This window comes from Posidoniimonas corsicana (assembly GCF_007859765.1).
Lineage (GTDB): Bacteria > Planctomycetota > Planctomycetia > Pirellulales > Lacipirellulaceae > Posidoniimonas > Posidoniimonas corsicana.
On record NZ_SIHJ01000010.1, the window covers coordinates 42,025 to 57,192 of the forward strand.

11 protein-coding genes are annotated in these 15,168 nt (G+C 68.2%); 9 read left to right on the forward strand and 2 right to left on the reverse strand.

Annotated features, from left to right (window positions below; translation table 11 throughout):
* Positions 1–189 precede the first annotated feature (189 nt).
* Together KOR34_RS26100 and KOR34_RS26105 are read left to right on the forward strand one after the other, a co-directional pair.
* Positions 190–2,115 carry a mucoidy inhibitor MuiA family protein gene (locus tag KOR34_RS26100; protein WP_146569095.1) on the forward strand — a complete coding sequence of 642 codons (1,926 nt, stop codon included), beginning with the start codon at positions 190–192 and terminating at the stop codon, positions 2,113–2,115.
* A gap of 198 nt (positions 2,116–2,313) precedes the next feature.
* On the forward strand, positions 2,314–3,663 hold the full coding sequence (locus KOR34_RS26105; protein ID WP_146569096.1) for a replication-associated recombination protein A: 1,350 nt from the start codon (positions 2,314–2,316) through the stop codon (positions 3,661–3,663).
* A gap of 128 nt (positions 3,664–3,791) precedes the next feature.
* On the opposite strand, the gene KOR34_RS26110 is transcribed toward KOR34_RS26105, so the two are convergent.
* Positions 3,792–4,055: a zinc ribbon domain-containing protein gene (locus KOR34_RS26110; protein ID WP_146569097.1), complete on the reverse strand. Its 264-nt coding sequence runs from the start codon at positions 4,053–4,055 to the stop codon at positions 3,792–3,794.
* Positions 4,056–4,157: 102 nt separating this feature from the next.
* On the opposite strand from KOR34_RS26110, the gene KOR34_RS26115 reads away from it, so the two are divergent.
* From KOR34_RS26115 to pepF, 5 genes are all read left to right on the forward strand, one after another.
* Entirely contained in the window at positions 4,158–5,477 is a 1,320-nt protein-coding gene (locus KOR34_RS26115; protein ID WP_146569098.1) for a LysM peptidoglycan-binding domain-containing protein, read from the forward strand.
* Positions 5,478–5,582: 105 nt separating this feature from the next.
* Positions 5,583–6,128, forward strand: coding sequence for an orotate phosphoribosyltransferase (gene pyrE / locus KOR34_RS26120; RefSeq protein ID WP_146569099.1), 546 nt, complete (start codon positions 5,583–5,585; stop codon positions 6,126–6,128).
* Between the two features lie 87 nt (positions 6,129–6,215).
* Positions 6,216–6,920, forward strand: coding sequence for a hypothetical protein (locus KOR34_RS26125; RefSeq protein WP_146569100.1), 705 nt, complete (start codon positions 6,216–6,218; stop codon positions 6,918–6,920).
* A 166-nt stretch (positions 6,921–7,086) separates the two neighbouring features.
* Entirely contained in the window at positions 7,087–8,103 is a 1,017-nt protein-coding gene (locus KOR34_RS26130) for a 3-oxoacyl-ACP synthase III family protein (RefSeq protein ID WP_146569101.1), read from the forward strand.
* 135 nt (positions 8,104–8,238) lie between these two features.
* Positions 8,239–10,041 carry an oligoendopeptidase F gene (pepF, locus tag KOR34_RS26135; protein WP_146569102.1) on the forward strand — a complete coding sequence of 601 codons (1,803 nt, stop codon included), beginning with the start codon at positions 8,239–8,241 and terminating at the stop codon, positions 10,039–10,041.
* Positions 10,042–10,118: 77 nt separating this feature from the next.
* Here the strand turns inward: pepF and KOR34_RS26140 are convergent, their stop codons facing one another.
* On the reverse strand, positions 10,119–11,786 hold the full coding sequence (locus KOR34_RS26140; protein ID WP_146569103.1) for an FAD-dependent oxidoreductase: 1,668 nt from the start codon (positions 11,784–11,786) through the stop codon (positions 10,119–10,121).
* Between the two features lie 258 nt (positions 11,787–12,044).
* Here KOR34_RS26140 and KOR34_RS26145 point away from each other — a divergent pair, with 258 nt between their 5' ends.
* Together KOR34_RS26145 and KOR34_RS26150 are read left to right on the forward strand one after the other, a co-directional pair.
* Complete coding sequence (locus KOR34_RS26145; protein WP_146569104.1) at positions 12,045–13,292, forward strand: APC family permease; 1,248 nt, start codon at positions 12,045–12,047, stop codon at positions 13,290–13,292.
* A 229-nt stretch (positions 13,293–13,521) separates the two neighbouring features.
* On the forward strand, positions 13,522–14,523 hold the full coding sequence (locus KOR34_RS26150; protein ID WP_146569105.1) for a sugar phosphate isomerase/epimerase family protein: 1,002 nt from the start codon (positions 13,522–13,524) through the stop codon (positions 14,521–14,523).
* Positions 14,524–15,168 lie beyond the last annotated feature (645 nt).

A 15,168-nucleotide genomic window follows, 5' to 3' on the forward strand; every position in this document is an offset into this window, starting at 1 on the left:
TAACCTTGTGTCCGTTGCGGGAGTGGAATGGCTCGAACCCCGGTAATTCCCATTTTACTGTACCAAGCGACGCTATTTCTGAATGGGTCGCTGCATGTTTTCTCAACAACACCGGGAACCAACCCGCTTAACACAACGTCTTAGGGGGACACGGTATCTACTTGCTTGCATATTCTCCGGAGTTCTCCCATGACCGCCCGCCTTGCGCCAGCCCTGCTGGTTCTGCTGTCCTCCGCCCTCCCCCTCCACGCCGCCGACCCCATCACCACCGAGGGCCGCGTGGCGGCCGTCACGGTCTACCAGGGTCAGGCCCTGGTGACGCGCGACGTGGAGCTTGGCGACGCCGGCGGGCTCACGGAGATTGTGGTGACGGGCCTGCCGGAGAAGGTGCAGCCCGGCAGCCTGTACGCCGAGCCCGGCGACGGGGTCGTGGTCCGCAGCGTGCGGTACCGCACCCGGCCGGTCGAGCAGGACGTGCGGGCGGAGGTTCGCGAGCTGGACGAGCAGCTGCAGGCCGTGCGCGACAAGCTGAACGCCAACGCGCGGCGGCGGGCGCTGCTGGGCGAGCGGACCGAGTACCTCAAGAAGATGGAGGGCTTCACCACCGGCACGGCCAACGCCGAGCTGAAGTCGGGCGTCCTAAACGCGGAGACGCTCAAGAGCCTCACCGAGTTTGTGTTCACCGAGCGGACCGAGATCGCCGAGCAGGAGCTCGCCTCGCAGGTGGAGGAACGGGAGCTTAATCAGGAGCTCGAGCTGCTGCAGCGCAAACGCAACGTGCTGACCCAGGGCTCCGCCAAGACGGTCCGCGAGGCGGTGGTGTTCGCCGACCTCGGCGAGGAAGCCGCCAAGGCGCTGCGTCTGACGTACATCGTCTCGGACGCGACGTGGTCGCCCTCGTACAACCTGCGGGCCGACGCCGATCAGAGCCGCGTGCTGGTAGAGTACAACGCGTCGATCCAGCAAATGAGCGGCGAGGACTGGACCGACGTGGACATGACGCTTTCCACAGCGACGCCGTCCCTCGTAGCCACTGCGCCGCGGCTCGACCCGCTCGCCATCCGCCTGGCGGCGCCGACCCAGCAGCAGATCGAGGCCCGCCGCGACATCGCCAAGGCGAAGAGCGAGCTGCTGGCCCAGCAGCGCAAGCTGGCCAACTTCCGCAACCTCTACGCGGCCGACAGCCCCGTGTTCACCGAGGGCCTCAACGCCGAGGCGGCCGACGAGCTGTTCTCTCGGCAGGCGGCGCAGACGCCCGCGTCCAGCATGCCCAACGCCCCCGCCATAAGCGGCGAGTTCCGCGGAGGGCGGGCCGCCGGCGGCTTCGGCGGCATGTACGCGTCGGCTGCCAACGGCGCCATCGCCGACGCCGGCCTCAACCGCATCAGCAACGAGATGCAGCTGCTCGACTACAACGGCGACCTCTCCCGCGGGCGCCGCGCGGAACGCGGCCCGTCGGACAGCCAGGGGATCAGCGTCAGCTACACGCTGCCTAGCGCGACCTCGCTCCCCAGCCGGTCGGACAGGCAGCTGATCCAGATCGCCGCGCTGCCGCTCGAAGGGCAGTTCTACCGCATCGCCACGCCGGTGCTGACCGAGTTCGTCTACAAGGAGGCGATGCTGATCAACAGTACGGACATGGTGCTGCTGGCCGGCCCGGCCGCGACCTTCCTTGGCGGCGAGTTCGTCGGCCGCGGCACGGTCCCGACCGTAGCCGCCGGGGAGAGCCTTCACGTCGGGCTCGGCATCGACACCTCGCTGCGGGTGTCGCGTGAGCTGGTCAAGAAGGAGAGCCGCACGCAGGGCGGCAACCGGCTAGTGACCTTTGACTACCAGCTGGCGCTGGAGAACTTCAGCGGCCAGGAGGTGGACGTGCGGCTCATGGACCGCCTGCCCAAGCCCGAAAGCAACGAGATCAAGGTCACGCTGGTCGACCCGGGCAAGCCGCTCTCGGAGGATCAGGAGTACCTGAAGAACCAGCGGAAGGACGGCCTCCTGCGGTGGGACCTGCAGGTCCCCGCCGGCGCCACCGGCCTGAACCAATCGACCGTCGACTACACGATCCAGCTGGAATACGACAAGCAGCTGCAGATCGTCGGCATGCCGGCGAAGTGATTGCAGCTAGGCCGAAGACAAGAGCCGGGAGCGTAAGCGACCGGAGCAGCAGCCCGTAGTCGCTTCGCGCTCGCACAGTGAGGTCCTGCTCCAGGCGCTGACGCTTCTGGCTCTCGGCTGCGCGGCTGGCCGCGGTTGGTGCGTGGGGTACAATGGCGGCCCACCCGCCACCTACCACCAGCTGCGCACCGCTGCCCCATGGACCTCTTCGCCGCGAGCGAGCAATCGAACCTAGACCGAGTCGCGCCGCTGGCGGAGCGGATGCGGCCGCGGTCGCTGGCAGATGTCGTGGGCCAGACCAAGCTGCTCGGCGAGGGCGGGCCGCTCAACCGGCTGCTGAAGGTCGGGCGGCTAGGGTCGATCATCCTGTACGGTCCGCCCGGCGTGGGCAAGACCACGCTCGCGCGGCTGCTGGCCAAGGAGATCGGCGCGCGGTTCCAGCAGCTCAGCGCAGTGACCTCCGGCGTGAAAGACCTGCGCGAGGCGATCGACGCGGCGCGCGACTCGGTCGCCACCGGCGGGTCGAGCACCGTGCTGTTCGTCGACGAGATCCACCGCTTCAACAAGTCGCAGCAGGACGCGCTCTTGCCGAGCGTCGAGCAGGGTTTCGTCGCGCTCATCGGCGCCACCACCGCCAACCCGTTCTTCGCGGTCAACAGCGCACTGACCAGCCGCAGCCGCGTGCTGCAGCTCGAGCCGCACTCGCCCGAGGAGATCCTCACGCTGGTTGACCGCGCGCTGGCCGACCCCGACCGCGGGCTCGGCCGGTACCAGGTAGAGCTGACCGAAGACGCGCGGCGGCAGCTCGCCACCCTCTCCGACGGCGACGCCCGCCGCGCGCTCAACCTGCTGGAGGTCGCCGTCAAGTCGGAGGCCAGGACCTCTGGCGACCCAACCTCCATCAACGGCGCCACGATCATCGAGGTAAACGGCGCCCGCGGCGTGGTGTACGACCCCACCGGCGACGAGCACTACGACTGCGCCAGCGCGCTGATCAAGAGCATCCGCGGCAGCGACCCCGACGCCGGCCTGTACTGGCTGGCCCGCATGCTGGAGGGCGGCGAGGACGTGCGGTTCCTGACCCGCCGGCTGGTGATCCTGGCGAGCGAGGACGTCGGCAATGCCGACCCGCAGGCGCTGCCGCTAGCGGTGGCAACCATGCAGGCGTGCGAGTTCATCGGACTGCCCGAGTGCCAGCTCACGCTGTCGCAGTGCGTCACCTACCTGGCGTGCGCGCCCAAGTCGAACGCGGCGACCGTCGCGATTGGCGAGGCCCGCCAAGACGTCCGCGAGGGCGAGGCCGTCCCCGTCCCCCGCCACCTGCGTGATGGCCACTACGCCGGCTCCAAACGGCTGGGCCACGGACAGGGCTACGAGTACGCCCACAACGCCGAGGACGGCATCGCCGAGCAGGACTATCTGGGCGTGGAGCGGGAGTACTACCGCCCAGTGGGGCGGGGGTTTGAGAAGGAGCTGGCGGAGCGGCTCGAGGCAATCCGCAAGAAGCTGGGTCGGACGGTATCCCCTCCCCCTCCGGGGGAGGACTAGGTGGGGGCGCCCTGGTGAGAGGCTTCGCTACCCCACCGCACAAGGATGCTGGCGCCACTTCCAAAACTGCCGTAGCAGGCAACCGCGCCTTCCCCTATTCTCCGCCCCGACTGTTTGCCGCGGGCCGGTCATCCGAGCGCCAGGACCACAATCATGGCGAGGATGCCGGCCAACCCGAGGGCGACCCACCAAGTGGGGCGGCCGGACCAGGGGCTCGTGCTGTGCGTGATGTATTCGCCGCACACGGGGCACCGCTCCGCCTCCTCGTAGACGGGCGCGCCGCAGGCGGGGCAGTCGACCAGTTCCGCTTCGTCATCGTCGTAGTAATCGTCGTCCGGCTCCTCGTCATCGGGGAGGGGGCGATCGCTGGAGTCATAATCGAAGTGCGGCATCGCGAGGGGCGCCTGCTGGGCCAGAAGGGTTTCTGGCCAACATAAGGCGCAGCGTCGCTGTCCGCTACGCAGGCCTCAAACATTCGTCATGGAGGACGGATCATGAGCACCATCCGACCACTCGCCACGATCGCCATCCTCGGCTGCCTGGGGATCTTCCTGGCCCACCAGATCAACCAGTCGCCCGTTGAGGACGACGCGCTCACCGCCAACTGGGAAGAGGCGCCTAGTTACGACCCGTCGGCCGTCGAGCCGCCCCCGGCGATCGACACGCCCGCCCCGGCCTTAAACGCCGCGCCCCCGCTGGGCGCTGTGGAGCCGGTTGCGGTGGCGGCGCCGCCCGCCGGCGGCCCCAGCATGCCGCCCCTACCCGCCACGCCACCCACCGCCGGGATGCCTGCTCCGCCTGTCGCGGCGGCGCCGGTCGCTCCCGCGGCGCCGAGCAGCCCGCTGGCCGGCCTTCCGCCGGCGGCAGCGCCGCCGGTAACCGCGCCCGTAGATGACATCCCCCTGCCGGACGACATCCCCGAAGCCAACCTGGGCGGTCTGCCTGTTGCGCCAGCGGCCGCCACGTCGCCCCTGGCCGGGCTGCCTCCCGCCCAACCCGCCCCCAACACAACCCAAACACCTGCGGCCGACCCGTACGCGCAGTACGAGCCCGCCGTCCCGACCCAGCCGATCGACGTCACGCCCGAAGGGCCCGGCGCCGAGCCGGACTACGAGTCGCTGGGCCAGATCGGCGGCCCCGCCGGGTCGAGCTACGCCGAGGCGATCGTCCAGATCAACGAAGCCCTCGCCCGCGACGAGCTGCTCCGCGCCCACACGATGCTCTCCAACTGGTACAACGACCCCACCCTCACGCCCGAACAGCGCGAGGATGTAGCGTCGCTGCTGAGCCAGCTGGCGGGCACGGTCGTGTACTCGACCGACCACCGCATGGAGCCGCCCTACACGGTCAAGCCGGGCGACACACTCGAGACGATTGCCCAGCAGTACGGCGTGCCCTGGCGTCTGCTGGCCAAGATCAACGGCGTGCCGAGTGCGACCGCCATCCAGGCCGGCCAGACGCTCAAGGTGCTCCACGGCCCGTTCCAGGCGTTCGTCGACGCGTCGAACAGCGAGCTGGTGCTGATGATCGACGGCAAGTACGCCGGCAAGTTCGCGGTTCAGCTGTCGGGCGCCGCGGCGGCCGACGGGCACTGGACCGTCGCGCAGAAGCCTGACGGCCAGCCCACCGCCTACGGCGCAACGCCCGACGGCAAGCAGCTGGTGCTGAAGGACGCCAGCGGCATGAGCACGCTGGTAATCGGCTCCACCGGCGGGTCGCCGATGGAACGCGGCCGCGTCACCGTGGCCGCCGCCGACCTGGACGAGCTGCACGACATCCTGTCGGTCGGATCGGAAGTGATCATCCGCCGGTAGCAACGGCGCCCTCCATTCGGGCCACTTCCGCTAGCGGCGCTCGCGATTTAGCATTCGGGGAATCTCGGACCACCACCCGCTATTCCCCTAGCTCCGCCCCGACCTATGTACGACCGCGCCGCCCTCGCCGCCCTGATCAACGACAAGGCCCTCCAGTTCGGGCAGTTCACGCTCGCCAGCGGAAAGCAGGCCAGCTTCTACCTGGACTGCCGGCAGGTCACGCTCGACGCGCAGGGCGCCCGTCTGATCGGCGAGGGCATGCTGGACATCATCGGCGACGACTTCCCGCCGCTGGTCGGCGGAATGGCGATCGGCGCCGATCCGATCACGGCGGCCATCCTCACGATCGCCGGCCTCCGCGACAAGCCGCTCCGCGGCGTAATGGTCCGCAAGGAGCCCAAGGGCCACGGCAAGGGCAAGCAGGTCGAGGGCCCGTACCAGGCGGGCGAAGAGATTGTGATCGTCGAGGACGTGGTGACCACCGGCGGATCGAGCCTCAAGGCGATTGAGCTGTGCGAGGCCGAGGGCCTCAAGGTCCGCCGCGTGCTGGCGATCATCGACCGCCTGGAAGGCGGCCGCGAGGCTTTCGAGGCGAAGGGATACGAACTCACCACGCTGTTCACCGTCCGCGACTTCGGCATCGAGGCCTAACGTTGGATTGTGGTAGGTGGTGGGTGGCAAGTTGTATCGCCTGACTCTCTGCAACCATCACCCACTCCCCACGCACCACCTACCACCTTGGAAACCTCGCTCCACCAGCAGCTCAAGGCCCACTACGCCGGCGACGACGGCGAGGTGGAGGTCCGGCTCGGACGCTACCGCATCGACGTGGTGCGTGACGACCGACTAATCGAGATCCAGCACGGCGGCCTGGCCGCCATCCGCGACAAGGTGCGGTCGCTCTGCAAGCAGCACCGCGTGCTGGTGGTGAAGCCGATCGTCGCGACCAAGACGCTCATCAAGTGCAAGCAGAAGGGCGGCCGCGTGGTGTCGCGGCGGCGGAGCCCCAAACGAGGGGAACTGCTCGACCTGTTCGACGAGCTGGTCCACTTCACCCGGGCGTTCCCGCACCGCAACCTGACGCTTGAGGCAGCGATGGTCGAGGTCGAGGAGTGGCGGTACCCAGGCCACGGCAAGCGCCGCCGTTGGCGGAAGAACGACTTCGTCGTCGAGGACCAGAAGCTGGTCGACGTGGTGCGGGTGCACCGCCTGCAGAGCCGCCAGGACCTGCTGGGTCTGCTGCCGGCCGACCTGCCCCAGCCATTCAATACGGCGCAGCTGGCCGAGGGGCTCGGGAAGCCGCGTTGGGTGGCTCAGCGGATCGCGTACTGCCTACGCGAGATGGGCGCCGCCAAGCCGGTGGGCAAGCAGGGCAACGCCATCCTCTACAAAACCATCCGGCGTCAGCCGGCGTCCGCCGCCAGCCGCAAGCGGGCCGGCTAGCCGGCGCCGGCCAAGCCGCCGGTGCGGACGCCCACCGGGGTTGCCCGGGTTGCCTGGAAGCCTTAGCTTGCAGGTTTTCCTGACCCCCTCGGGAGCGGGCTGGGCGGGGGCCAACGCCCGCCGCAGCCAGGCCCGCCCCGCTCAATCCACCGCCGCCCGGCCACCAATGGACGACACCACGCCGAACCCCCGCCGCCCCCCCGCCTTCAAGGTCACGGGGGTGCAGGCGCTGGGCACCGGCAGCTACCTGCCGGAGAACGTCGTCACGAACGAGGACCTGGCCCGGCTGGGCTGCGACGCCGAGTGGATCATCCAGCGGACCGGCATCCGCGAACGCCGCCACGCACCGCCCGAGATGTCCACCGGCGACATGTCCGTCGAGGCCGCCCGCCGCGCAATGCAGGCGGCCGACGTCACGCCCGACCAGATCGACCTGGTTGTGCTCGGCACCTTCACGCCCGACCACCTGGTGCCGCAGACCGCCACGTTTGTGCAGGACAAGCTCGGCCTCAACTGCGGCGCGATGGACGTCGCGGCCGCGTGCGCCGGCTTCATGTACGCGTTGGTGACCGGCGCCCAATTTGTCGCCAGCGGCAGCTGCCGCCGCGTGCTGGTGATCGGCGCCGACACCAACAGCCGCGTGGTAGACCCGGACGACAAGAAGACCTTCCCGCTGTTCGGCGACGGCGCCGGCGCGGTCGTGCTCGGCCCCGGCTCGCCCGAGCAGGGGCTGCTGGCCGCTACCCTGGGCGCCGACGGCGCGGGCATCGAGCTGCTCTACCGCCGCGAGGGCGGCATGCGGTTCCCGTTCCTCAAGTCCGACGACCTGCAGCTGTCGTGGCTCAAGATGGAAGGTCGGCCCGTGTTCAAGTGGGCCGTCCGCCTGCTGGAAGACACCTTCAATCAGATGCTCGAGGCGTCCGGCCGCGGGCGGGACGATGTCGGCCTGTGGATCATGCACCAGGCCAACGTGCGGATCCTCAACGCCGCCGCCGACGCCATGGGCATCGACCACGACAAGGTCCTCAAGCACCTGGACCGCTACGGCAACACCTCGGCCGGCAGCATCCCGATCGCCCTGGACGAGTCCGTCCGCGCCGGCCAGATCCACCGCGGCGACGAGCTCATGATGTGCGGCTTCGGCGCCGGCCTGAGTTGGGGCGCGGCGCTCTGGAAGTGGTAAGGACTTACGCTGCCTCCCCCTCTGGGGGAGGATGGGGGTGACCCATGCACCCGGGGCGCCCCCTACCCTAGCCCTCCCCCACAGGGGAAGGGAATATGACTCCCAGCAATCGAACATAGAACGGAAGCTCTCCCAATGGCGAAGAAGAAGACGCTGCCCACCCGCGACAAGGTCAAGGCCGCCGACACCTGGGACCTGTCCAGCCTGTTCGAGTCCGACGCCGACTGGGACGCCGCGTTCTCAAAGTGGGAGAAGCAGGTCAAGAAGTACGCCGCGTTCCGGGGCACGCTGGGCGACGGGCCGGAGCAGCTGGCCAAGCTGCTGAAGTTCGACAGCCGGTTCGACCGCCAGGGCGAGCGGCTGGCCTACTACGCCATGCTCAAGACCACCGAGGACCAGGCCAACAGCACGTACCAGGCGATGATGGGCCGGTACCAGAACGTGGCGACCAAGGCGGGTGAGGCCGCCAGCTTTATCCGCCCGGAGGTCCTCGGCCTGCCGGCGACCAAGCTCAAGAAGTACCTCGCCGCCAAGCCGCTGCAGCCGTACCAGCTGATGCTCGAGCGGCTGGTGCGCTACAAGCCACACACGCTGACCGACAGCGAGGAGCGGCTGCTCGCCATGCAGGGCGAGATGGCCGACGCCGCCGACCAGATCTTCACCCAGCTGACCGACGCCGACATGAAGTTCGGCACGATCAAGGACGCCGAGGGGAACGAGGCGGAGCTGTCGCAGTCGTCGTTCAGCGTGTTCCTGCACTCGCCCAAGCGGCCCGTCCGCAAGGCGGCGTTCCACCAGTTCTACCAGGAGTTCTCCGACCACGAGAACTGCCTGGCCGCCGCGCTGAAGGGCTCCATCCAGAAGGACGTCTACTACGCCAAGGCCCGCAACTTCCCCAGCGCGCGCGAGGCGTCGCTGTTCGGCGACAACGTGCCGGTCAGCGTGTACGACAGCCTGATCGAGGCGGTCCGCAGCAAGCTGCCGGCGGTGTACAAGTACCTGGACGTGCGCAAGCGCAAGATGAAGCTCAAGGAGATCCACCACTACGACACCTACGTGCCGATCCTCACCGAGCTCGACAAGCGGCACACCTGGGACCAGGCGGTGAAGGTGATCCTCGAGTCGCTGCAGCCGCTCGGCTCGGAGTACTGCGCCACGCTCGAGGCCGGCCTCCGCGGCCGCTGGTGCGACCGCTACCCCAACAAGGGCAAGCAGTCGGGCGCGTTCAGCGCCGGCAGCTTCGACGGCGACCCCTACATCCTGATGAACTACCAGCCCGACGTGCTGGACCACGTGTTCACGCTCACCCACGAGGCGGGCCACTCGATGCACAGCCACTACTCGTCGAGCAACCAGCCTTACGAGTACTACAACTACACGATCTTCGTGGCCGAGGTCGCCAGCACGTTCAACGAGCAGCTGCTGGCGCGTCACCTGATGGCCAGCGCCAAGACCGACAAGGAGAAGGCGTACCTGCTGAACCGTGAGATCGACGCCATCCGCGGCACCATCATCCGCCAGACGATGTTCGCCGAGTTCGAGAAGCTGACCCACGAGCTGGCCGAGGCGGGCGAGCCGCTCACGCTCGAGAAGTTCCGCGAGGTGTACCGCGGCCTGCTCGACGCGTACTTCGGCCCCGACTTCGCCATCGACAGCGAGCTGGAGCTGGAGTGCCTGCGGATCCCGCACTTCTACCGCGCGTTCTACGTGTACAAGTACGCCACCGGCCTATCGGCCGCCATCGCGCTGAGCCAGCGCGTGCTGGGCGGCGGCCAGGAAGAACTGAACGATTACCTCACGTTCCTCAAGGGCGGCTGCAGCAAGTACCCGCTCGACCTGCTGCGCGACGCGGGCGTCGACATGGAGAAGCCCGAACCGGTCCAAACCGCCCTCTCGTACTTCGAAGGCCTGGTCGACGAGCTCGACTCGCTGCTGTAGCGCGGCGGGGTTTGCGGATGGGTTGCGGCTGTTGAACCGCGGAGCTGCTGCCGGCGAAGGCCGGCGGTTTGCTAGCGCTACTCCAGGACCTGCCCGTCTTCGAGCAGCCGCTCCCTGAGCTGCGTGTACCGAACCTCTTGTACGCTGACGCCGTTGTCGATCGCCAGCGCGGCGGCCGTTGCTGCACTCTGGCCGAGGATCATGAACACCGGCTCCATGCGTATTGAGCCGAACGCGATGTGCGAGCTGCTCACGCAGACCGGCGCCAGCAGGTTCTCGCACTCCTCCCGCTTGGGGACGAGCGACCCGTACGAAATCTGGTAGGCGGACTTCGTGCTGACTCCGATGTCGCCCTCATTCTGCACGTGGCCTTCCGGCGTCACGTACCGTTGCACGTTGTGCGAATCGATCGCGTACGATCCCATGCCAACCGGCTGCGGCGTGGGGCGACGTTTCAGCAGCTCGTTCTCGGTCATGACGTGTTCGCCCACCATCCTCCGCGCCTCGCGGACGTAGAGCTGGTGCGGCCAGTGGTGGTTGTCGACGAACTCGTCCTTGGCCAACCCCCACTGCGACACCTGGTCGCGGACCTCCTGCGGCACGCGCTGGTCGTTCGCCAGGAAGTACATCAGGCCCTGCTGGTACTGCTCGTGCTCGGCGACAATCTCGCGCCGCCGTTCGTAGCTCGCGTCCGGGTAGTCGTAGTTGTAGCCGATGTTGTCGGTGCTGAACGGTCCGTGGTTGTTGGTGTCGGTCTTGCAATTGGGCATCGGGTCGAACTTGTCGAACGTCTCACGCCAGCCCGCGTCGTACACCCGGGCCAGCAGCTCGTACTGCGCGGGATCGTAGCCGGTGGGCCGCGGGAAAGGGATGCGGTTCTCGGGGCAGTTGGTTAGGCACATGCGGAAGCAGTACGCCTGGATACGTTGGTCGGCGGCGCCGTTGATACCTGGCGGCTCGCTGCTGATACGGGGCAGCAGGCCGCTGGCGGGGTCGCCGGGAACCAGGTAGGGATCGATCGGCCGGTTCAGCACACTGAAGTTGTGGCGGTGGTGGAACGCGCCCGTCTGCACCCCGTTCCATTGTTCGTCGTACTGCTGAGAAGACTCCCGCCCCACCGCGTACGATACGCCGCTGGCGGCAATCAGGTCGCCCTCATAGGTGGCGTCGATGAACACCCGCCCCGCGAACCGCTGACCGTCCAGCGTCTTGATGGCGATGACCCGGCGGCCCCGCCGCTCCACGCCGCCCTCGCGGTCCAGCCACGCGTCACGCACCACCCAGACGCCCTCCTCCTCCAGCCAGTCGTCAAGAATCTGTTCGGCCACGTGCGGCTCGAAGGTCCACCGGGTCGGTCGACCGCGATCGCCCTTGGGCACGACCAAACCGACCTTGCCGTACTCTTCGGGGGTTTGCCAACGCCACGCCTGGGGCTGCTCATAGTGGCGCCAGACGCGGTGGTAGAACTCAGCCGCCAGGCCGCCGACCTTGGATTTATTGCCGCTGTCGGTCCAGCCCAGTCCCCCGCTCGTCAGCCCGCCGATGTGCCGATCGGGGCTGACGATAACAACGCTCTTGCCCATCTGACTGGCCTGCACCGCGGCGGTTACCGCGGCGCTCGTCCCGCCGTAGATCACCAGGTCGTACTGGTCGCTGTCCGCCGCGAGGCCGTCCGGCGTGGCGCCGAGGGTCAAGAAGAACCCAAACAACGCCACAACGATCGCGCGAACGCACTGATGCCGCATCTGTATCCCCTGCGAGTATCCCAACGACTGGCGCCGCGAGCGTCTGATCCGCGCGGCGGGCGATCAGGCCCGCCGAGGACCTGAAACCCGCTAGGGTAACACACGGCGGATGCGCAGTGCGACCTTTTACAACGCCGGCACTGCCCCACTCGGACGCCGCCCGCCCCGCGTGTCGGCTGGCGCCCAGCCCCGTCCGCGGCTACCGTGAGCGTTTCACGCCCGCCGGGCGTCTCGCCTCCTCGCAACCGCAGCGTGCCCATGCCCCCACTCAAGCGCGAGGTCGGCCTCGTCGGCGCCGTGATGATGGGCCTGGGGTCGATCCTCGGCACGGGCGTGTTTGTCAGCATCGGAATCGCGGCGGGCGTGGCGGGGCCGGCGGTGGTGCTGGCGATCGCGTTGGCGGCGGTGGTCGCCACGTGCAACGCGCTGAGCAGCGCGCAGTTGGCCGCCAACCACCCGGTCAGCGGCGGCACGTACGAGTACGGCTACCGCTGGCTGACGCCCACGCTCGGCTTCTCGGCGGGGTGGATGTTCCTGTGCGCCAAGTCGGCGTCGGCCGCCACCGCGGCGCTCGGCTTCGCCGGCTACCTGCTGAACGCCGCTGGGCAAGACACGCGCTGGCTTGTGCCGGTGGCGCTGGCCGCCGTGGCGGTGCTGACCGGCGTTGTGCTGGCCGGCGTCCGCGCGTCTAACCGGGTGAACATCGCCATCGTGTCGGTGACGATCGCCGCGCTGCTGGCGTTCGTAGCGGCCGGCGCATCGCGGGTATCGGCCGAGCGGCTGGCGATGGACCTGCGGCCGGCGTCGCTGCTGCACGCCAGCGCGTTGATGTTCGTCGCCTTCACCGGCTACGGGCGGATCGCCACCCTCGGCGAGGAGGTGCGGGCGCCGCGGGTCACGATCCCGCGGGCGATCATCGCCACGCTGGTTGTGTCGATGCTGCTGTACATCGGGGTGGCCGTCGTCGCGGTGGGCGCGGCGGGGGCCGACCAGCTGCAGGCCGCGGCCACCGACAAGGCGGCGCCGCTGGAGGTGATTGCACGGGGCTTCCCGCTCCCGGTCAGCGGGGTGGTCGCCGTCGGCGCGATGACCGCCATGCTCGGCGTGCTGCTGAACCTGATCCTCGGTTTGTCGCGCGTGGTGCTGGCGATGGCCCGACGGGGGGACATGCCGCGGCCCGCGGCCGCGCTGCCGGTGGCGGTGCTGGCGGTGGGCGCGCTGATCGCCGCGCTGGCGTCGATCGGCAGCATCAAGGCCACCTGGACCTTCAGCGCGTTCACCGTGCTGATCTACTACTCGATCACCAACCTCTCCGCCCTGCGTCTGCGGGCCGACGAGCGACTCTACGCCCGGCTGTTCTCCTGGGTGGGGCTGATCGCCTGCCTGGTGCTGGCGTTCGCCATCCCGCCGAAGGTGCTAGCCGCGGGGCTAGGCGTGCTGGCGGTGGGGCTTGCGGGGAGGTGGGTGGCGGGCACTCTACGGAAGCGACGCCGCAAAGAACCTTAGGGCGTCGAGGCATTGTCGTTTCCTCAGGTCATCACAAGGATTGTCGAGGAGTCGACGCTTAGGACTTTCATGCCTGTCTAGTAGTCGAAACGAAACTACAGCTGCCGGGTCGCGCGACGGCCCCCCCCGGAGCCACTACCACCGCCGCCCGCAATTCCGGTATCATTCGCGTTCTACCCTCGTCCGATTCCCGGAACCCGAGTTCCGTCTTCCAAGCTGAGGCGACGCCATGCCCCGTCCTGTTACGCTGTTCACCGGCCAGTGGGCCGACCTGCCGATTGATGACATGTGCCGCAAGGCGGCCGACTTTGGCTACCAGGGCCTGGAGCTGGCCTGCTGGGGCGACCACTTCGAGGTCCGCCGCGCAATGGAGGACCCCAACTACGTGGGCGACGTCCGCGACCGCCTGGACCGCTACGACCTGGAGTGCCACGCGATCAGCAACCACCTGGCCGGCCAGGCCGTGTGCGACCCGATCGACCAGCGGCACCAGAGCATCCTGCCGCCGCACGTGTGGGGCGACGGCGACCCGGCCGGCGTGACCCAGCGCGCCATTGAGGAGATGAAGAACACCGCCCGCGCCGCGCAGAAGCTGGGCGTGTCGGTGGTGAACGGCTTCACCGGCTCCGGCATCTGGCACCTGCTGTACTCGTTCCCGCCCGTGCCCGAGTCGATGCTGGAGGAGGGCTTCCAGCAGTTCGCCGACCGCTGGAACCCGATCCTCGACGTGTTCGACGAGTGCGGGGTGCGGTTCGCGCTAGAGGTGCACCCGACCGAGATTGCGTTTGACATCTACACCGCCAAGCGGGCGCTCGAGGCGGTCGGCAACCGCGAGGCGTTCGGCTTCAACTTCGACCCCAGCCACCTGCTGTGGCAGGGCGTCGACCCGGTGGAGTTCATCCGCGCGTTCCCCGACCGTATCTACCACGTGCACATCAAGGACGCGATCGTCACGCTGGACGGACGCACCGGCATCCTGGCCAGCCACCTCAACTTCGGCGACCCGCGCCGCGGCTGGGACTTCCGCTCGCCGGGCCACGGCGCGGTGAACTTCGAGGAGATCATCCGGGCGTTGAACGTGATCGGCTACGACGGCCCGTTGTCGGTCGAGTGGGAGGACTCCGGCATGGACCGCGAGCACGGCGCTACCGAGTCGGCCGAGTTCGTCAAGAAGATCGACTTCGCGCCGAGCAACGTGGCCTTCGACGCGGCGATGGCGGATCAGGGCTAGCTGCGCGGCGGTTGGAAGTTGGAAGCTGCTGGTGGGCGTTGGGAGAAAAGAGTCGTCAGGAACCGAACTGGCGTTTGGGGGTCCTGACGCCTTGGCGAACCTCCCCTGTTCCCCCCCGACTTTTGAGTAGAAACCGGCCACCTAGCGCAGTCTAATGATGGGTGCTAAGGCGGCTGGTAGCTCGCCGGCGGTATCGTTGGCGCCCCGGCCAGATGCTATCCGCGCGGCGCCCTATTCTAGCCCTCCGCCAAGCGCGGAGGGGATGGATCGGTGGCCGCCGTGGTTGGCTTGTGCCAGGGAGTTTTTCGTAGTTTTGTCCCTATGGGCGCGCACTGGGGGACAGAAGTCGGCTGGGCCGGCGCCGTCGTCGGCGCGCAGACACTGCTATACAAGCGTGGAGCTCGAGCCGGCGGGCGAGGTCGTGCCGGACTTTTGTCCCTAAGAATCGTGTCGCGAATAAGGGACAAAAGTAGCTCTGTAGAAAGCTTCTAGATGTTTAGAGGATCATGAGGTTGAGAGTGAGGGTCTTGAGGGCGGCTTCGCGTCGCTGCATGGGCTTTTTTCGTGCTCGCAGCTGGGGCCCGAGGAGGCGTTTGAGCATGCTGATGGTGGTCTCGGCCTGGGCGCGTTGCCCGTAGCGGGTGG

Coding starts and splice junctions, on each gene's coding strand:
- pyrE (WP_146569099.1), top strand. CDS start 5,583: ATGTACGACCGCGCCGCCCTCGCCGCCCTGATCAACGACAAGGCCCTC.
- KOR34_RS26100 (WP_146569095.1), top strand. CDS start 190: ATGACCGCCCGCCTTGCGCCAGCCCTGCTGGTTCTGCTGTCCTCCGCC.
- KOR34_RS26115 (WP_146569098.1), top strand. CDS start 4,158: ATGAGCACCATCCGACCACTCGCCACGATCGCCATCCTCGGCTGCCTG.
- KOR34_RS26105 (WP_146569096.1), top strand. CDS start 2,314: ATGGACCTCTTCGCCGCGAGCGAGCAATCGAACCTAGACCGAGTCGCG.
- pepF (WP_146569102.1), top strand. CDS start 8,239: ATGGCGAAGAAGAAGACGCTGCCCACCCGCGACAAGGTCAAGGCCGCC.
- KOR34_RS26145 (WP_146569104.1), top strand. CDS start 12,045: ATGCCCCCACTCAAGCGCGAGGTCGGCCTCGTCGGCGCCGTGATGATG.
- KOR34_RS26150 (WP_146569105.1), top strand. CDS start 13,522: ATGCCCCGTCCTGTTACGCTGTTCACCGGCCAGTGGGCCGACCTGCCG.
- KOR34_RS26110 (WP_146569097.1), bottom strand. CDS start 4,055: ATGCCGCACTTCGATTATGACTCCAGCGATCGCCCCCTCCCCGATGAC.
- KOR34_RS26140 (WP_146569103.1), bottom strand. CDS start 11,786: ATGCGGCATCAGTGCGTTCGCGCGATCGTTGTGGCGTTGTTTGGGTTC.
- KOR34_RS26130 (WP_146569101.1), top strand. CDS start 7,087: ATGGACGACACCACGCCGAACCCCCGCCGCCCCCCCGCCTTCAAGGTC.